The organism is Tatumella sp. JGM91, assembly GCF_018257575.1.
Lineage (GTDB): Bacteria > Pseudomonadota > Gammaproteobacteria > Enterobacterales > Enterobacteriaceae > Tatumella > Tatumella punctata.
Map to the genome: position 1 here is coordinate 192 of NZ_JAERJP010000038.1, position 17,158 is coordinate 17,349.

Sequence of the window (17,158 nt, forward strand, 5' to 3'; positions counted from 1 at the left end):
CCCGTCCGCCGCAGCGCAGCTGCTGAAACTCCGCCACTGATGGCGGAAGGAAGATGCTCAGAGTCAGACGTTTACATGGCGAGCCAGGTGACTCAGCGCTAAAGGATGACGCCCCGGCACGGATTGTTAAGGCCCACGCCACCGGGCCTTAACGTTAGCGATTATATCCATAAAGATTCAGTTGCCCGGACAGATATTCCCCGAGATAGACTTCACTGATTTTATTAAACCCTTGTTCAGCAATCCGTACTTCTAACCATTCTCTGTCCTTATTTATTATTTCAAGCACATCATGGTTTGCCATACCATCAACAATAATCGGATAACGAATATTTTCATCACCGGCCTGGATAATAGTCAGTTGTCCGTTCTGTTCAAGAACCACCCTTTTAAGTTGTCCTATTTCATAAATCCCGTTCGATCTCAGTTTAAACATCAGGTCATTAGCTGAAATACCGTTCATCAGACATTCTTTAACATCAACTTTGCCGTTATAGACCAGATTAATCGGCTTACCGTCTACAATACGCTTAACATAGTGATTATTTTCTTTTAAAAACTTAACGACCAATACCAGCAGAGTCCAGATAATAAGCACCAGGAAAAACTGTAAAACAGTGATCGATTCATTATATATCACACCGCCGATAATTCCGCCCAGTACGTAGTTTTGTACCTGATCCATCGCAGAAGAAGGTGCCAGGTTGCCTTTCCCCATCAGGTTAATCTGTACGATCAGACAGATAATACCTAACCCCAGCTTGATAATAATTGGTGTATAAACCGGCATTATGTCTCCTTACTTGATAATATTAACCGTGGGATTAGTTAACCAGGTTTCCGTCAGGCTATAAGAATTAAGGTCAGCATTCAGATTTACACGATAATATTCATTATCTATTTTTATTATTACCCCGTCTGACAACTGAACAGAATCAGAAAAAACATCATTCACACTGACATTTTTCTCTTTAGCTAATAACCGGACCAGGTTAACCATTTGTGAAGACTGGGAGTGTATATTTTCACTGTTTGTATAATCGGCATACTGCACACCGGAAATAAAAATAAGAAATAAAAAAGCAATAATAGTCAGGTCACGATATTTTGTTTGTAACCGATGACGCATATACAGAATGAAAACAACAATCAAAACAGACAATGTACTGAAAATAAGCAGATATTTTAAGTAATCACTCAGAGCAGACTGTGCCTGCAAATACTCTATCCCGTAAAAATTCATGTAAGCCCTGTCCCCGCGTATTTAGCATCGCCAATGGCAAAAATTATAGCAAATTACCGGTCGGGCAGCCCTGCCCTCCCTCTGCCGTTCTGCTGCGTATTACTGCCTCAGAAAAACAGCGATTGATTGGCTCCGGCAGAGGTCTCCGTTCCCTCTGCCTGTAACGGAGATCACTTCTTATTAAGCAATGCCTTCAGATCAGCAAACGGATTATGGGTCGCCGCGGCAATGTCTTTTTGTGCATCTTCTCCGGCAACCACCGTGGTCCCATAGAGATCAGCTTCGGTGTACTTTGAGTGTTCATGATCATGACAATACAGACACAACAACTCCCAGTTACTGCCATCTTCCGGGTTATTGGTATGATCGTGGTCAATATGGTGAACTGTCAGTTCACGCAGATTGGAATAGACAAACTCCCGGGTACAACGTCCGCACACCCAGGGGTATATTTTCAGTGCTTTTTCGCGATAACCATTTTCCAGCCGCGCGTAGTTTTTAGGAATAAAAGCCATTACAGAATCACCGGTGATAAAAATGTCAGGATAATCTGCCAATATAGCCTATAACCGAAAGCAGGGTAAAATTAAACAACACACGGAATGATCCTGCGGGTATTACACAGGCGATATTCTGTTCTGCCACCACTCACGGCCATGGCCGGTGTGGCGTAAATATCCGCCACACCGGCTGAATAACTCACCTCATTTCACCTGAAACCGGAGGCTGACGATAACTCTGCAGCATACGGCGGACGGGAATAATCAGTAAAGCCAGCACCACCGCGCAGATCACTAAGGCCAGTGAACAGCGCGCAAACAAGTCCGGCAGGCTTTCCAGCTGATCAGCCCGGACCTGGCCACCAATCAGGCCGGCAGCCAGATTTCCCAGCGCACTGGCACAGAACCACAGCCCCATCACCTGCCCGCGTAACTTATCCGGTGCCAGCAGAGTCATAGTCGCCAGCCCGACCGGACTCAGGCACAGCTCACCCAGTGTCAGCAACAAAATACTGCCCGTCAGCCACCACGGCGAGACGCCGGCCCCGCCACTACTGATCACCTGTTGTGCCGCCAGAATCATCAGTCCGAACCCGCCGGCCGCAAACAGAATACCGGTAATAAATTTGGTCAGGCTGTCCGGACGAAAGTGACTTCTGGCCAGTACTGGCCATAACCAGCTGAAAACCGGGGCAAGCAGGATAATAAATAATGCATTCAGTGACTGAAACCAGACCGCGGGGATAGTGAAATCACCCAGCTGTCGCTGAGTATAGTCATTTGCAAATAAATTAAATGATGTCGGTTTCTGTTCAAAGGCAGACCAGAAAAAGGCCGCGGCGATCAGCAAAATAAAGCAAACCACCAGCCTGCTGCGTTCATTTTTATTCAGCCCGGCAAAGAAAAACATCCGGACAAAAAAAGCCACAACCGCGAAAGCGATAAGGTACACCAACACACTGGCTACGGATACAGGGTTTATCTGTAATGTTCCCTGAATCATTAATCCGGCGACCACCACCAGCAGCAGGCCAGCCACAGCCAGCCAGCGTCCAATCCCGGGCCGGACACACACCGGACGATCCCACACCGAATCCAGCCCCGTTTGCCGGTCATAACGTTTCATGGAGGGTACCGCAAACACACGGAAGATCACCAATGCCACCAGCATACCCAGCCCGCCGATACCAAATCCCCAGTGCCAGCCATAGGAAGTCAGCAGCCAGCCAGAAATCAGCGGTGCAATAAAAGACCCGATATTTATTCCCATATAAAACAATGAGAAACCACCGTCACGGCGCTCATCCCCGGCTTTATACAGGGTACCGACCATTACGGAAATACAGGTCTTAAACAGCCCTGATCCCAGCACAATCAGCAGCAGGCCGCTAAAGAACAGGCGGTTTCCCGCGAATGCAGATAATGCAATCGATAAATGCCCCAGCGCAATCAGCACTGAGCCGTACCAGACTGCTTTCTGCTGGCCCAGCCAGTTATCGGCCAGCCAGCCTCCCGGCAGTGCCGCCAGATACATACTGCCGGCGAAAATACCGACAATCGCCGACGCATGTTCACGTGCCATGCCCATACCGCCGTCATACACAGTGGCAGCCATAAACAGGATCAAGAGTGGCCGGATACCGTAGAACGAAAACCGTTCCCACATTTCCGTAAAAAACAGAGGGCCCAGCGGATACGGGTGACCAAAGAAACCGCGGGGTCCGGAGGTATTTTCAGAAGAATGCATAATGTCTCCCAGTAAAAACTACCGCAAGTCAGGCAGATAGCGAGTATCAGCAGAGGGGCGCGACGTTTCTGCTGCCCTGTACACCGGATTTATTCACCTCTTTGATAACCGGAAAGTTTTTTTTATGGAAGATAAAGCCTTTTTATTAGTGATAAATTCGAAGCTGTTCACAGTTTGTAATTATGGTTATTGGAAAATCCCGACATTTACCGGTAGCAGAGATTATCTGCATACCGCGGTCAGTTTATTTATGAGACACACTCATAACGTTTATCCACCGGACAGGGATTATCGGTAACTGATAACCGGTTACTATAAGGTTACCCATTCTATTCTGGCGGAAAGTAATGCTTAAAACCCGGCCACACTCCGGTAAAACCACCGGGGTGTCATTTGTTATTATCCTGAGTGCACTGATGGCGGTCACTTCGTTATCTACTGATATTTATTTACCCGCGATGCCGGTCATGAGCAAAGAGTTGCTGGGTAATGCAGAGCTTACAGTGACCGGGTTTCTGACCGGCTTCTGTCTCGCCCAGCTGATTTGGGGCCCGATCAGTGATCGCTATGGCCGCCGTCGTCCCCTGTTTATTGGCCTGATTTTATTCATTATTGGTTCTGCCGGCTGTGCATTATCCTCAGATATGCTGCAGATCGTAATGTGGCGGATTTTTCAGGCATTCGGTGCCTGTACCGGGCCGATGCTCGCCAGGGCAATGATCCGTGATCTGTTCAGCCGGACCCGTGCCGCACAGATGCTATCGACTCTGATGATTATTATGGCGATTGCACCAATTGCCGGGCCGTTAATCGGCGGTCAGATGATTAAAATAACCAGCTGGCACGCAATATTCTGGTTGCTGGTTATTATCGGGATTCTGCTACTGGCGGCCATAAGTTTCTTACCGGAAACACTGACCAGTGAAAACCGGGTAAGCGTGACACTCAGCGGGGCATTCAGAAACTATTATCAGTTACTGACTAATGCAAACTATATGCGGTTTACCCTGTGTCTGACATTTTATTACGTGGCTGCATATGCTTTTATCACCGGCTCACCCTTTGTCTATATCAGTTATTTCCATATCGACCCGCAATATTATGGCTGGTTGTTTGCGGTCAATATTCTCGGAGTCATGTTACTCAGTATCGTCAACCGCCGGCTGGTACAACACTTCCCGCTGGAGAATCTGCTCAGGGTAGCGGTTACGGTTGCCGCGGCCGCGGCCGGTGTACTGGCCGCAGGTACCGGCGCCGATATCGGTGGTATTGGTCTGATTATCATCTCTGTATTTATATTTTTCGCGATGAATGGTGTTATTGCCGCCACTTCAACAGCCTGTGCGCTGGATGCAGTACCCGGCTTTGCCGGTTCAGCATCGGCGCTGATCGGTGCATTACAGTATGGCAGTGGCATTATCTCTTCGCTATTACTGGCGTTATTCAGTAACGGTACCCCCCGGACGATGGGATGGATTATTGGCTTATTTACGCTGGCCAGCCTGGTGATGGCGCTGACTGCCCGCGCCGGTCAGCAGGAATAATCGCCCGCCAGCGTCCTGCCGTGGCACGGACTGCGGTGGACATTAATGAGCGGGATGACTAAGCCTTAGCTGATTACTGGTCTTTATTTGATAAATACCACGGGTTAAGCTCACAGAACGACACGATCAAAGGAGAGTCTGATGGACACAGTGACACTGAATAACGGTATCGCGATGCCTCTTACGGGTTTTGGTGTATTTCAGATGACCGATGCCGCCGAATGTGAACGGGCCGTGCTGGATGCCATAGAAACGGGTTACCGGCTGATTGATACTGCTGCAGCTTACTGTAACGAAACTCAGGTCGGAAATGCGCTAAAACAGAGTGGGATTGCCCGTGACCAGTTGTTTGTCACCACCAAATTATGGCTGCAGGATACTCACTATCAGGGTGCCAAAGCCCAGTTCGAACGATCACTGAATCGTCTGCAGCTGGATTATGTGGATCTCTACCTGATCCATCAGCCCTACGGTGATGTCCACGGTGCGTGGCGGGCAATGGAAGAACTGCAACAGGCAGGAAAAATCCGCGCCATCGGGGTCAGTAATTTCCATCCGGACCGGCTGGCGGATCTGACTGCGTTTAATCAGGTCACACCGGCGGTTAATCAGGTCGAGGTTAATCCGTTTAACCAGCAGTTGCATGCTGTCCCCTGGATGAAAAGCCGTGGTATTGCCCCTCAGGCCTGGGCTCCTTTCGCCGAGGGCCGGAACGGTTTGTTTGAACACCCGCAACTGACCGCCATCGGTAAAAAATACGCCAAGAGTACTGGTCAGGTGATCCTGCGCTGGTTGTATCAGCGTCAGATTATCTCGCTGGCAAAAACGGTCCGAAAAACGCGTATGGCTGAGAATATTGATATTTTCGACTTCGAACTGAGCGCCGGTGATATACAACAAATCACAGCCATTGATACCGCGACCAGTGCATTCTTCTCTCACCGGGATCCAGCCAGAGTAGAGTGGCTGGCAGCCCGTAAGCTTGATGTTTAGCTGCCCCGCCGCTTATCTGCCGCGGGGAAACAGTCTGAGACTCCGGTAACCCGCCAGCGCGGACAGACTCTGTCTGCCTGTACTGGCCCGCCCCTGCCGGTTATTCCGTATCGCGCAGAGCTTCTATCAGCAGAGAAAACGCAGGGGGGTGTTGCTTTCTGCTGGGATAATAGAGGTAATAACCGGAAAATGTCGGGCAGAATGATGCCAGTACCTGAATCAGCTCGCCACTGTCCAGATACTGGCGCACCGTATCTTCAGGGACAAAAGCCAGACCAAACCCCGATAATGCCGCATCTGTTCTTTCATGTAACTGATTGAATGTCAGTTGTCCTTCAACCCTGACCCGTGACGGCTTCCCTTCTGTTTCGAATTCCCAGTGATAGACGCCGCCCGCAGTAGGCAAGCGCATATTAATACAACGATGATTATGCAGATCATTGGGAACCTGCGGAGCCTTGTGCTGAGCAAAATATTGCGGTGAACCCACCACTGCCAGCCGGAAACCGGGACCGATTTTTACTGCGATCATATCTTTCTCGACACTTTCCCCCAGCCGCACACCGCCATCGAACTGCCCGGCGACAATATCCACAAAACCATTATCCACCACCAGATCCAGCTTAATTTCCGGATACTCTTTCAGGAAAGGTTTCAGTTTTGGCCATAACAGTGTACGTGCGGCATGTTCCCCTGCCGATAAACGGATATTTCCTGAGGTAATACCATCCAGCTGTACCAGCGACAACAGTTCCTGTTCCAGATCAGCAATCCCCGGTTCAAGGCAGGCAATAATCCTTTCTCCTGCGTCGGTCGGTGCCACACTACGGGTTGTCCGTGTCAGCAGCCGCAGGTTCAGTCGTGCTTCCAGTGCTTTTATGCCATGGCTGAGGGCTGACTGCGAAACACCCAGCTTCGCTGCAGCTTTAGTGAAGCTTCTTTCTCTGGCTACCATCAGAAAGATTTGCAGCTCATTGAAATTTTCTTTCAGCATCGCCCCGTCCCTTCACTGTTACGCTTTTTCTGCCGCAGTGTTTAATCACCCCGGCGCCTGCAACCGGTAATTATACACTTCCGGCAATGTATAAAAAACACAGATGTATTTTTATCGATTCTGGCCGGGTAAGGCATCATTTGCCGTGCGGCGTTCACCGGACAAAAATAAAGGCAGGCAGTGCCATGTTGTGGTTAATCATAAAATATGCCCTGACGGCGGGAATGGTCGTGCTTATTTCGGAAACAGCCAAACGCAGTGACCGGCCGGGCGGATTACTGGCCGTACTGCCATTGGTCACCGTGCCGGTGCTTATCTGGATGAAAGCAGAAGGACAGAGTCAGCAAAAAATAGCCAGCCATGGCTGGTATACTTTTGGGTATGTGGTACCGACATTGCCGATGTTTCTTGTTTTTCCCGGGGCTTATCAGCTGTGGGGCTTCTGGCCCGCACTGCTGATATGCTGTTTATCCACGGTGCTTCTCTTTGCTGGCTGGGCAGCAATATTTCATCGCTTTAATATCCATTTACTGTAACGGTTGCCGGATCCGGGTTCAGGCTGCGGCAACCGACATAGCAGGATGCCTCAGCCATTACCGGAAAAGCAGCATGTCCGACAGCCTGCTCTGTCAGAGATTAAATAACCCTGAAACCGTGGGTTGCATCTTTTTCCAGTTGCTCCACCAGCCCGTATTCCCACTCAAGGTAGGCCTGCATCACCTGCGGCGAAACATCTGTGCCTTCATAAGGACGGCGGTAGCGATCCTCAGGCGTTGATAATAACCGGGTTTCGCCTTCTTCTTCTGCCAGTCCCGCGGCACGCCAGCCACTATTCCCGCCTTCCAGTACCACTACCGGTTTTCCGGTCAGTTGCTGCAATTGATCGACCGCAAACCGGGCCAGCAGACTGCTGCCACAAGTGACAACGTAACGTTCTGCGTCAGGGAATGTCCCCGATGCCAGCAGTGCAGGTATATCGGCCCTCAGCAGCCAGTAAGCTCCCGGAATATGCCCTTTCCGGTAATTAGCACTGGTCGTGAAATCAAGGATCTGCGTCTGACCGGTGGTCAGCCATTGCTGTGCCGTAAGTGGATCAACCTGCGGATGCAACCCCGTCGCCGGTACCGGGGCCCGCCAGTCCCCCTGCTCAGTAAATTCAGTTGCCGGCGCATCGAGTACTGCCACCTGCCAGTTCATCTGAGCCAGCCATGAAGCAGTGATCCAGGCCCTGGTTTGCAGATCATCGGCCAGTACAATCCGTGCGCCACGCACACTGGCATAATGGTCAGTTTCCTGCACCAGCTGGCCACCGGGCACATGGCGGGCACCAGGCAAATGTCCGGCGGCAAATTCTCCGGCACTGCGAATATCAAACAGATATGTGGTTCGGTCGCTCTGGCGCTGCCAGTCATATAACTGCGCCAGAGACACGGATTCCACACCGGCTCGTGCGGCAACCTGTTGCGCCTCCTGAAGTGCCCGTGACAGATTCTCCTCACCCGGTTCGCCATAATGCCGCGACTGACCGTGTTCCAGTGTCTGACCGGCCAGAGTCCAGCCAATGGTGCCGTTGCGCAGTGCTGCCACAGGATTTTTCAGACCGGCGTTTACCAGGGTCTGTGTACCGATAATACTGCGGGTACGCCCTGCACAGTTAATAACTACCCGGGTGTTTTCTGATTGCAGATGATCACGGATACGCAGTAGCAATTCTCCCCCAGGCAGACTGATACTGCCGGGGATATTCATGGTCTGGTATTCATCATAACGGCGGACGTCGAAGACTTTCACATCCGCTCCGCAGGCCAGAAGTTCAGCCACTTCTTCTGCTGCCAGGGATGGTGTATGCCGCTGATACTCCACCAGTTCACCAAAGGCTTTTGACGGAGAATTAACATCAATAAACAGCTGTTCTCCCGCCTGTTTCCATCCTTGCAGACCGTCCTGCAATAAAGCGACATCACTGTAGCCCAGCAGCTGTAATCGCTGCGCAGCCACCTCTGCAAGTCCTTCCCCGTTGTCAAATACTACCAGCGGTGTGCTACGCCGTGGGATACGGGCAAAAACGTCGAGTTCTAATTTTGATAATGGCAGGTTAACCGCAAACAACGGATGCCCGGTGGCATATACCGCCTCTTCCCGTACATCCAGCAGTGCCAGTTCCTGGTTCGCCAGCAATGACTGACGGATATCAGCAGCGCTGCGTAATCTGAAATGATGTTTATCACTCATCAGCGGATAATCCCCATATATTCGGTAAATAACGATTGGCATAACCGGAAATAAACGTTTGTTCACTACCATCCGGCCGGAAGGTTGCCCGCGTGACCTGACCTATATTCGCCCCGTAGACATGAATACTGACCGAGACCCGGTCATTAAAAGCATTACTCACCTGATGGATATCACCTGTCAGCGGTGACAGAATTTCGACCTCTCCCGGGGTGAGCTGTACCGGAGGTTGTGACGGAGTAAGACCATGCTGATCACGGATAAACGACTGTGATATTTCAGCGCCCCGCAACATACCAATCAGCCCCCAGACACGGTGATCATGCACCGGCGTACGCTGGCCCGGTCCCCAGACAAAACTGACCACAGAAAAACGCTGCGCGGAATCCATATGCAGCAGATACTGCTGATAATGCTGCGGATGTGGCTGTGCAAATTCATCATCCAGCCAGTCATCTTCCCTGACCAGCTCAGCCAGCAACGGAGCACTGTGCTGTAAAATTTCCGCTTCATCATGGCGGGGATAACGGTCCAGCAGTGCAGACAATTGCTGAATAAAACCGGCTAACCGCCGGTGATTTTTTATCCTGCTCATACAATATTCCTCAGGGGTTGCTCTGCTGCCGGCGTTTTTGCCGGGACAAGAATATGTTCAAGTACCCCGGCTTCCAGTTCAGCGAGGCGCGGATCGCCGCGGCGTCGGGGACGAGGGACATCTATCGTTAAATCCAGGGTGATTTTTCCTTCATCAATCAGTACCACCCTGTCGGCCAGCGCGACCGCTTCACTGACATCATGGGTGACCAGTACCACAGTAAAACCCTGCTTCTGCCACAGAGACTCAATCAGTGCCTGCATTTCGATGCGGGTCAGAGCATCCAGCGCACCCAGGGGTTCGTCCAGCAGTAACAGGGACGGGCGATGGATCAAGGCGCGGGCCAGAGCGACTCGTTGTTTCTGTCCACCGGACAGGGCCGAAGGCCACTCTCTGGCACGGTGCGCTAAACCGACAGCATCCAGTGCCGCAGCTGCCTGTTCACGCCACTGGCCTTTCAGGCCCAGCCCCACATTATCCAGTACACTTTTCCACGGCAGTAGCCGGGCTTCCTGGAACATTAGCCGGGTATCCTGCTGCCGCTCCTGTAGCGGCCGTCCTTCGCTGAGTAAATTTCCCGCGTCCGCCTGTTCCAAACCCGCCAGTAAGCGCAGGAAAGTACTTTTCCCGCACCCGCTGCGGCCAACCACCGCAATAAACTGACCTGCTCCTGCCTCTAATTCGATACTGTTTAATACGGTTCTGTCAGCATACGTTTTACTGACACGCTGAATACTCAGTGGCGTACCGGATGGCTGATGACTGATAGTCATGATGATTTCCCTCCTGACTGATATGCCGGATTCCAGCGTAACCAGACGCGTTCCAGCAACACCGCGCAGACATCTGCCAGCTTGCCGAGTAATGCATAAAGAATGATTGCCACGACCACTACATCGGTTTGCAGGAATTCACGGGCATTCATCGCCAGATAACCAATGCCGGAATCAGCAGAGATAGTTTCCGCAACGATCAGCGTCAGCCACATCACCCCGAGGGCATAACGAACACCAACCATAATTGAGGGCAGTGCCCCCGGCAGGATCACCTGACGAAACAGACTGAAACCGCTCAGCCCGTAACTGCGGGCCATTTCCAGCAACCCACGGTCGATATTGCGGATCCCGTGATAGGTATTCAGGTAAATCGGAAACAACGTTCCGAGGGCCACCAGGAAAATTTTGGCACTTTCATCAATCCCGAACCACAGGATCACCAGCGGGATCAGTGCCAGGTGAGGAATATTACGCAGCATCTGTATTGAGGTATCCAGCAGCCGCTCACCGGGGCGTGATAACCCGGTGATCAGCCCTAGTATCAGGCCGACTGACCCGCCGATAGCAAAGCCACTCAGTGCTCTGGCGGTACTGATTGCCAGATTACTCCCCAGTTCCCCACTCAGGGTCATACGCCAGAATGTTTTACCGATAGTGACCGGTGCCGGTAAAACTCTTACCGATAACCAGCCAGCCTGTGCTGCCAGTTGCCATAACACAATCAGTACCACCGGTAATGCCCAGGGCAATAGTGCATGACCTAACCGCTGTCTGCTGAAACGCAATTTACGGGGGCGCTGTACCGCGGATGCCGGCGTGTCCAGTGAGAAAATTGCCATTATTGAACCTCCTGCTGACGGGATGCGTCCGGAGCCTTGCCCCCCGCTGGCCCGCTCAGGGTGAAACTATAATCAAAGGTGGGAGCGACCTGCAAAGCCACGGGTAACAGCCCGCTCTGATGATAAAAATCAGCCGTCTGCTGTTGCTGTGCCACAGTCTGTGCATCAATCGGCTGCCAGGCCATATGCCGTCGTTCAAACGACAGTTTTACCGCATCCTGTGGGAAGCCAATAATTTTTGACAGCGTCTGGCTGTAACTGTCGGGATGCTGATTTGCCCATTGCTGGGCATCAGACAGACGGTGTAAAAAGTCCTGTAATGCCCGTCGTTTTTCCGGATTTGCCAGAGCACTGTCTGTGGCTGCGACAAAAGTATTACCCGACCATAGTCCGCGGCCATTAACCAATACCCGCAGATGATCCTGAGTTTCGGCAAAAGCGGTATACGGCTCCCAGGTTGCCCAGACATCGACTGAGCCACGAATCAATGCCAGTTTTGCATCAGCCGGGTCAAGAAAACGGAACGTTACATCGCGGGCACTAAGCCCTGCCGCAGCCAGTGCTTTCAGCGCCACGAACTGACCAATAGAACCACGGTTAGTCGCAATACTTTTACCTTTTAAACTGGCAGCAGAGGTCAGTGGACTGCCGGCATTGACCAGTAATGCGGTGCCATAAGCATCAGATTTAGCGACAGCTATCGCTTTCACCCGTGCACCGCCTGCTTCAGCAAATAATAACGGGGCATCACCGATAAACCCCGCATCAACCGCGCCGGCATTCAGGGCCTCACCCAGCGGAGCTGCCGCCGGAAATTCAGCCCAGCGCAGGTTATACGGCAGATTCTGTAGTTTCCCTGCTGCTTCCAGTACCGCCCGCATTCCCCCTTTCTGGTCAGCCATTTGCAGGGTTATCTTTTCCGCATTTGCAGTGGTTGTCACACTTATCGCCAGTAGCAGTAGCGCCGGAGTGATCTGTTTCATGGCTGTTCCTTGACGAGGGTGAGGGGGGTGGCCGCAATATTATTGGCCGCAGTCGCCAGGCTGTAGTCGAAGGCATTACTGACATCGACATGCCGTGGCAGGACTTTTTCCTGAAAAAACACATCAGCAGAATGTTGCAGGGCCTGTTGCACCCGCGACGTAAATACTACCGGGGTCACTCTGGCACTGTCTGTCCAGGCTTCTGTCACGCTACGCGGCATATGCAACTCTGTCGCCAGGGCAGCAGAAAATTGCTGTGGGTGTAAAAGCGCCCAGCGCTGTGCGCGGGCCAGCCGTGTCAGTAAATCAGAGATGGCAGCACGTTTATCACTGTGAATAGCATCTTCGCGGGCCAGAACAAATGAATAGCCGCTCATAATGCCTTTTCCCCCGCCATCCGGTACCCGCTGCGCATGATCAAGGATTAGCGCAGAAGAGAGATAAGGTTCCCAGGGGGCCCAGGCATCCACCGAACCGGAAGAAAGTGCCGCCCGTCCGTCAGCAGGGCCAAGGAAACGCAGAGTAACATCGGAAGGTTTCAGTCCCGCCCGTTTCAGTAATCCCAGCACCAGATAATGTCCCCAGCCACCACGATTGACAGCAATACGCTTACCTTTCAATGCTGCCAGCGAATCAATACCGCTGCCGGGACGGGATAACAGTGCGATACTGTCCGGATTGTTTTGCCAGGCACCGACAGCCTTTACCGGTGCTCCGGCAGCATAAACATAGAGGAAGGGTAAATCACCGGTAAAACCCACATCCAGAGCCCCGGCGTTCAGTGCTTCCTGTACAGGAGCCCCGGAATCAAATGAACTGACTTGCAAATGATAAGGCAGATTTTCCAGTTCACCGGAGGCTTTAAGCGCGACCAGCCGGTCACCTTTGACATCACCAAGCCGCAGGGTGACGTTATCGGCTGCCTGTACTAGTGGCGCGGCCAATGCCAATAGCATAATCGCAAGGCGGGTCCTTGCTTTCATCAGACACTCTCCGACAGTACAGGCTCTGCGGCCGCTTTTTCGCGGGTCAGAGGGATCAGCTGCTTGCCGTATTCTGTCGCATCGTTCAGCGGATCGAAGCCACGGATCAGCATATTATCGATACCCAGCCGGTAGTATTCCAGCAGAGCATCTGATACCTGATCAGCGGTGCCCACCAGTGCCGTAGAGTTATATCCTCCGGAAACCAGCCCCGCGATACCGGTCCACAGGCACTTATCCAGCCACTCGCCCTGTTTCGCGGCATCCATTAACCGTTTAGCCCCGATACTCTGAGGTTTTGGCAACCCGAAATGATGGCCTGACTCCGTCAGCTGTTTTTTCGCCGTCTGATAGATATGGGCTGCTTTTTCTCTGGCTTCGGCTTCTGTGGCACCGATGACTGGCCGGAACGAAATACTAAAGCCGGTTTTCCTCCCGTGGCGGGCAGCACTGGCTCGTACCGCCTCTACCGTGCGGGCTGCACCGGCCAGTGGTTCACCCCATAAAGCAAAAACATCAGCATGTTTACCTGCCACCTCAATAGCTTCCGGTGATGATCCGCCGAAATAGATCGGTAAATGGTCCTGCCGGGGTTTTATTGCCGAAAATGCTGCCTCAGTCCGGTAAAAATCACCGTGATGATCCCACGGTTGCTGCTGCGTCAGCGTCTGTTGCAGAACCCTAAGGAATTCATCCGTACGGGCATAGCGCTGTACTTTCGTCAGGTAGTCCCCGTCACGCCGCTGTTCATAGTCACTGCCGCCACTGATAATATGCACTGCCAGCCGACCGTCCAGTAAATGGTCAAGCGTCGCCAGTTTACGGGCTGCCAGGGTGGGAGAAACAAATCCCGGCCGGTGTGCCAGCAAAAATTTGATCCGTGATGTCTGGCTGCCGGCCAGAGCGGTGACCAGGAAGCCGTCAGGCTGATCGGACCAGTACCCCACCAGGATACGGTCAAAGCCTGCCTGTTCGTGAGCTTGTGCAAAGCTGGTAATATATTTTTTATCAAACAGCGGACCCTGTGCCGGAATAATTTCCGATGCCAGGCGATGTCCGATCATTCCGGTAAACTGAATCCCCATAATTGCCCCTTGTCTGCTACCGTGAGAGTTTCGGCTGATAAGGGGCATCTTATTCACTGCGCTTTAATGAGTGAAATTAATTTTTTAGCTAAGCTAATATAAAAAAAACGCATAATATTAACTGACTTTCTGCGGATAATTGCAGACCCTGCGAATACAGGCTGCGGAACTGCCGGACGGCCCGGGATAAAATGACTGGCGTAACCGGCAACAAAATGAACAGCCACGCCCCGTCCGGCTGACAGGTAATGCAGGCTGTCGGATATTGCCCTGTGGCTGGCAGAAATTATAAAAATTTAATAATGAATCAGCCCGCCATCCACCGCGTACTGGCTGCCCGTGACGTAGGATGCATCATCGGAAAGCAGAAAAAGCGCTACCGCTGCGGCCTCTTCTGCGGTACCAGCCCTGCCCAGGGGGACCTGACTAACCACAAAGTCTTCAAACTGCTGACGCGATTCTTGCGGCATAAAATGTCTGAAGTTGGTTTCTATCGGGCCCGGTATCAGGGTATTAACCCGGATATGCCGTTCGGCCAGCGCAGATGCCCAGCTTTTAGCCATCGCGATAACCGCTCCCTTTGTGGCAGCATAAAGACTGGTCATCGCTGCGCCTTCATAGACAGAAGACGATGAAGTGACCAGGACAGAGGCTGCGGGGTTAAGTAAGTCAGATAACACAGCAAGCTGCAACATCGGTCCGCGAACGTTAACATTCATCATGCGGCTGAAGGCCTCGGCTGTCACCGCTTCAGGCACACTTACTTCAGCAAAACCCGCATTCAGCCATAAGCCGTCAAGCATCCCCCATCCGCTAATGGCTGTCTGCAGTTCGCTGATATCAGCTTCGCTGCCGGCATCGCTGCTGAGGACAAGTGAGTCTGCTGGCAGAAGGTTACGGGCGTTTTCCAGCCGTTCTGCACTCAGCCCGGTGACAGCCACCTGACCACCTTCACTGATAATGCGCAGAGCACCCGCCAGGCCCATACCGCTGGTACCGCCAGTAATAAGTATTCGTTTCCCCTGAAACCTGCCCATATTTACTCCGTTGTTGTTTTTAGAAAAACCGGTGACCTTATTCAGGATAACCGGCAGTTGTTTTATTGCTCAACGCAGGGTAACAGCCCCGTCACCGGCTATTTCACAGGATTTTGCTGTTTTCAGCACTGAATATATCCGGCATATTCAGCTTAATCAAAGCACAATATCGGATCTGATTGTCTGAAATTCAGTAAAAGGTCAGGCGGAAAAATAGCTTTCTATTCCCCCGGCAATTGCCCGCGCTATATTCATACGGAACTGCGGGGTACCGAGTAAATGCTCCTCCTGCGGGTTGGTAATAAACGAAGTTTCTATCAGAACCGAAGGTATGGACGGGGATTTAAGTACCACAAAAGCGGCCTGCTCCGGATGATAACTGTGCATCGTATGGACGCTGCGGATATGACCAATCATATGACGACATAAATCCAGACTGTTTTTTATATTCTGGTTTTGTACCAAATCGAAAAATACCCGCTGTAACTGGGAGTCTCTGGTCTGTACATTAATATCCGCATAATCATCTGCCGCATTTTCCCGCTGTGACAGATAGCGGGCCATTGTGCTGCTGGCCCCACGGGTCGACAAGGCATATACCGACGCCCCGTGGGCCTGCGGGCTGGTAAAACCGTCGGCATGTATGGACAAAAACATATCCGCATTATGCTGGTGGGCAATATTCACCCGTTCGTAGAGCGGAATAAAGTGATCATCTTCACGTGTCAGCCGTACTTCAATACGTCGATGACGGGCGAATAACCGCTGCAGATTATGGGCAATCTCCAGCACCACGTGTTTCTCTTCTTCACCTTTTTCACCTATTGCACCGGGGTCTTTTCCTCCGTGTCCCGGGTCAATCATCACCAGCTTACGGGAATGTAACTCTGCCGGCTGACGGGACGTGGTGACACTGGCAATCGCAGACTGGCTGCGTACCGGATTCTGTGGTGTAAAAACCAGATTCGCGAATTCTTCTCTGGCCAGTGCCGGAAGACATAACGCCAGGCCGGATAATAAGAAATGGCGACGGGCCAGGGGACAAATTTTTTTCATTACGTTAATCAGTTTCCTGAAGCGGGAGCGGGTAAACAGGCGTATATCCGCCAGTATATCGATGATTCAGGTAACTTTTTTGTTGTTTGTTTTGCAAAATACGTCAGTCAGCATCCTGCGATAGCAATGCCCTCTCCCCGCACAGCGGCCCGTTAACTCACCCGCAGTTTACGGATGATTTATCACCAGAGTGATTTAAAGTTAGTCACTTGAAAGACAAAGTGTTTATCCGTATTGACACAGACAATATTCCCCCCTATCATTCGCCCCGTCTTCACGACAATTCCTCTGTAGTTCAGTCGGTAGAACGGCGGACTGTTAATCCGTATGTCACTGGTTCGAGTCCAGTCAGAGGAGCCATATTAAAGAAACCAGATGTCTGCGGGCGTCTGGTTTTTTGCTTTCTGGCAATCGGTTATCTCTGTTAAGCCACTCCCCCACCAAAACGATACCCTTTTGCGGGTAAATATGCGGGCCCGGTAAGTGTCAAGGTAGTTGTCACCCCCGGTTAATTTAAGCCGCCTGTTTTTCCCGTTCCGGGTTCAACGTTA

The 17,158-nt window shown here is 51.7% G+C and carries 17 protein-coding genes and 1 tRNA gene; 4 read left to right on the forward strand and 14 right to left on the reverse strand.

Translation table 11 applies throughout. The features are described 5' to 3' along the window. Positions 1-154: 154 nt before the first annotated feature. From JK198_RS16360 to JK198_RS16375, 4 genes are all read right to left on the reverse strand, one after another. Positions 155-790: a DUF421 domain-containing protein gene (locus JK198_RS16360; RefSeq protein ID WP_212711021.1), complete on the reverse strand. Its 636-nt coding sequence runs from the start codon at positions 788-790 to the stop codon at positions 155-157. A 9-nt stretch (positions 791-799) separates the two neighbouring features. Then, entirely contained in the window at positions 800-1,243 is a 444-nt protein-coding gene (locus tag JK198_RS16365; RefSeq protein ID WP_212711022.1) for a DUF3290 domain-containing protein, read from the reverse strand. Between the two features lie 170 nt (positions 1,244-1,413). Then, entirely contained in the window at positions 1,414-1,758 is a 345-nt protein-coding gene (gene yajD, locus JK198_RS16370; RefSeq protein WP_212709561.1) for a YajD family HNH nuclease, read from the reverse strand. A gap of 184 nt (positions 1,759-1,942) precedes the next feature. Then, positions 1,943-3,490 (reverse strand): peptide MFS transporter, encoded by a 1,548-nt coding sequence (locus JK198_RS16375; protein ID WP_212711023.1) that lies wholly within the window; start codon positions 3,488-3,490, stop codon positions 1,943-1,945. A gap of 347 nt (positions 3,491-3,837) precedes the next feature. On the opposite strand from JK198_RS16375, the gene JK198_RS16380 reads away from it, so the two are divergent. Both JK198_RS16380 and JK198_RS16385 read left to right on the forward strand, forming a co-directional pair. Further along, positions 3,838-5,034 (forward strand): multidrug effflux MFS transporter, encoded by a 1,197-nt coding sequence (locus JK198_RS16380; RefSeq protein ID WP_212711024.1) that lies wholly within the window; start codon positions 3,838-3,840, stop codon positions 5,032-5,034. A 141-nt stretch (positions 5,035-5,175) separates the two neighbouring features. Next, complete coding sequence (locus tag JK198_RS16385) at positions 5,176-6,027, forward strand: aldo/keto reductase (RefSeq protein ID WP_212711025.1); 852 nt, start codon at positions 5,176-5,178, stop codon at positions 6,025-6,027. A 100-nt stretch (positions 6,028-6,127) separates the two neighbouring features. On the opposite strand, the gene JK198_RS16390 is transcribed toward JK198_RS16385, so the two are convergent. Next, positions 6,128-7,021: a LysR family transcriptional regulator gene (locus JK198_RS16390; RefSeq protein WP_212709565.1), complete on the reverse strand. Its 894-nt coding sequence runs from the start codon at positions 7,019-7,021 to the stop codon at positions 6,128-6,130. 185 nt (positions 7,022-7,206) lie between these two features. Between JK198_RS16390 and JK198_RS16395 the strand changes: the two genes are divergently transcribed. Further along, positions 7,207-7,557 carry a DUF3147 family protein gene (locus JK198_RS16395; RefSeq protein ID WP_212711026.1) on the forward strand — a complete coding sequence of 117 codons (351 nt, stop codon included), beginning with the start codon at positions 7,207-7,209 and terminating at the stop codon, positions 7,555-7,557. A gap of 100 nt (positions 7,558-7,657) precedes the next feature. Here JK198_RS16395 and JK198_RS16400 read toward each other — a convergent pair whose 3' ends face one another. From JK198_RS16400 to JK198_RS16440, 9 genes are all read right to left on the reverse strand, one after another. After that, the gene (locus JK198_RS16400) at positions 7,658-9,253 is read right to left on the reverse strand and encodes a rhodanese homology domain-containing protein (protein WP_212711027.1); all 1,596 of its coding nucleotides are present in this window, start codon (positions 9,251-9,253) and stop codon (positions 7,658-7,660) included. Further along, a complete protein-coding gene (locus JK198_RS16405; protein WP_212709568.1) occupies positions 9,246-9,848 on the reverse strand; it encodes a cysteine dioxygenase in 603 nt (200 codons plus the stop codon). Before JK198_RS16405 ends, JK198_RS16400 begins: the two co-directional genes overlap by 8 nt. After that, on the reverse strand, positions 9,845-10,621 hold the full coding sequence (gene ssuB, locus JK198_RS16410) for an aliphatic sulfonates ABC transporter ATP-binding protein (protein ID WP_212709569.1): 777 nt from the start codon (positions 10,619-10,621) through the stop codon (positions 9,845-9,847). Before ssuB ends, JK198_RS16405 begins: the two co-directional genes overlap by 4 nt. Then, positions 10,618-11,409, reverse strand: a complete 792-nt coding sequence (ssuC, locus tag JK198_RS16415) for an aliphatic sulfonate ABC transporter permease SsuC (protein ID WP_249213208.1) — start codon at positions 11,407-11,409, stop codon at positions 10,618-10,620. Before ssuC ends, ssuB begins: the two co-directional genes overlap by 4 nt. 53 nt (positions 11,410-11,462) lie before the next feature. Beyond that, positions 11,463-12,446, reverse strand: coding sequence for an ABC transporter substrate-binding protein (locus JK198_RS16420; protein WP_212709571.1), 984 nt, complete (start codon positions 12,444-12,446; stop codon positions 11,463-11,465). After that, positions 12,443-13,429, reverse strand: a complete 987-nt coding sequence (locus JK198_RS16425; protein ID WP_212711028.1) for an ABC transporter substrate-binding protein — start codon at positions 13,427-13,429, stop codon at positions 12,443-12,445. The genes JK198_RS16420 and JK198_RS16425 overlap by 4 nt, the downstream gene beginning before the upstream one ends. Beyond that, complete coding sequence (locus tag JK198_RS16430) at positions 13,429-14,514, reverse strand: LLM class flavin-dependent oxidoreductase (RefSeq protein WP_212711029.1); 1,086 nt, start codon at positions 14,512-14,514, stop codon at positions 13,429-13,431. Before JK198_RS16430 ends, JK198_RS16425 begins: the two co-directional genes overlap by 1 nt. Before the next feature lie 296 nt (positions 14,515-14,810). Beyond that, positions 14,811-15,551: an SDR family oxidoreductase gene (locus JK198_RS16435; protein WP_212709574.1), complete on the reverse strand. Its 741-nt coding sequence runs from the start codon at positions 15,549-15,551 to the stop codon at positions 14,811-14,813. Positions 15,552-15,752: 201 nt separating this feature from the next. Continuing rightward, on the reverse strand, positions 15,753-16,607 hold the full coding sequence (locus JK198_RS16440) for an N-acetylmuramoyl-L-alanine amidase (RefSeq protein WP_212709575.1): 855 nt from the start codon (positions 16,605-16,607) through the stop codon (positions 15,753-15,755). A 284-nt stretch (positions 16,608-16,891) separates the two neighbouring features. Here JK198_RS16440 and JK198_RS16445 point away from each other — a divergent pair. After that, positions 16,892-16,967, forward strand: a tRNA-Asn gene (locus JK198_RS16445). The last annotated feature ends 191 nt before the right edge of the window (positions 16,968-17,158 follow it).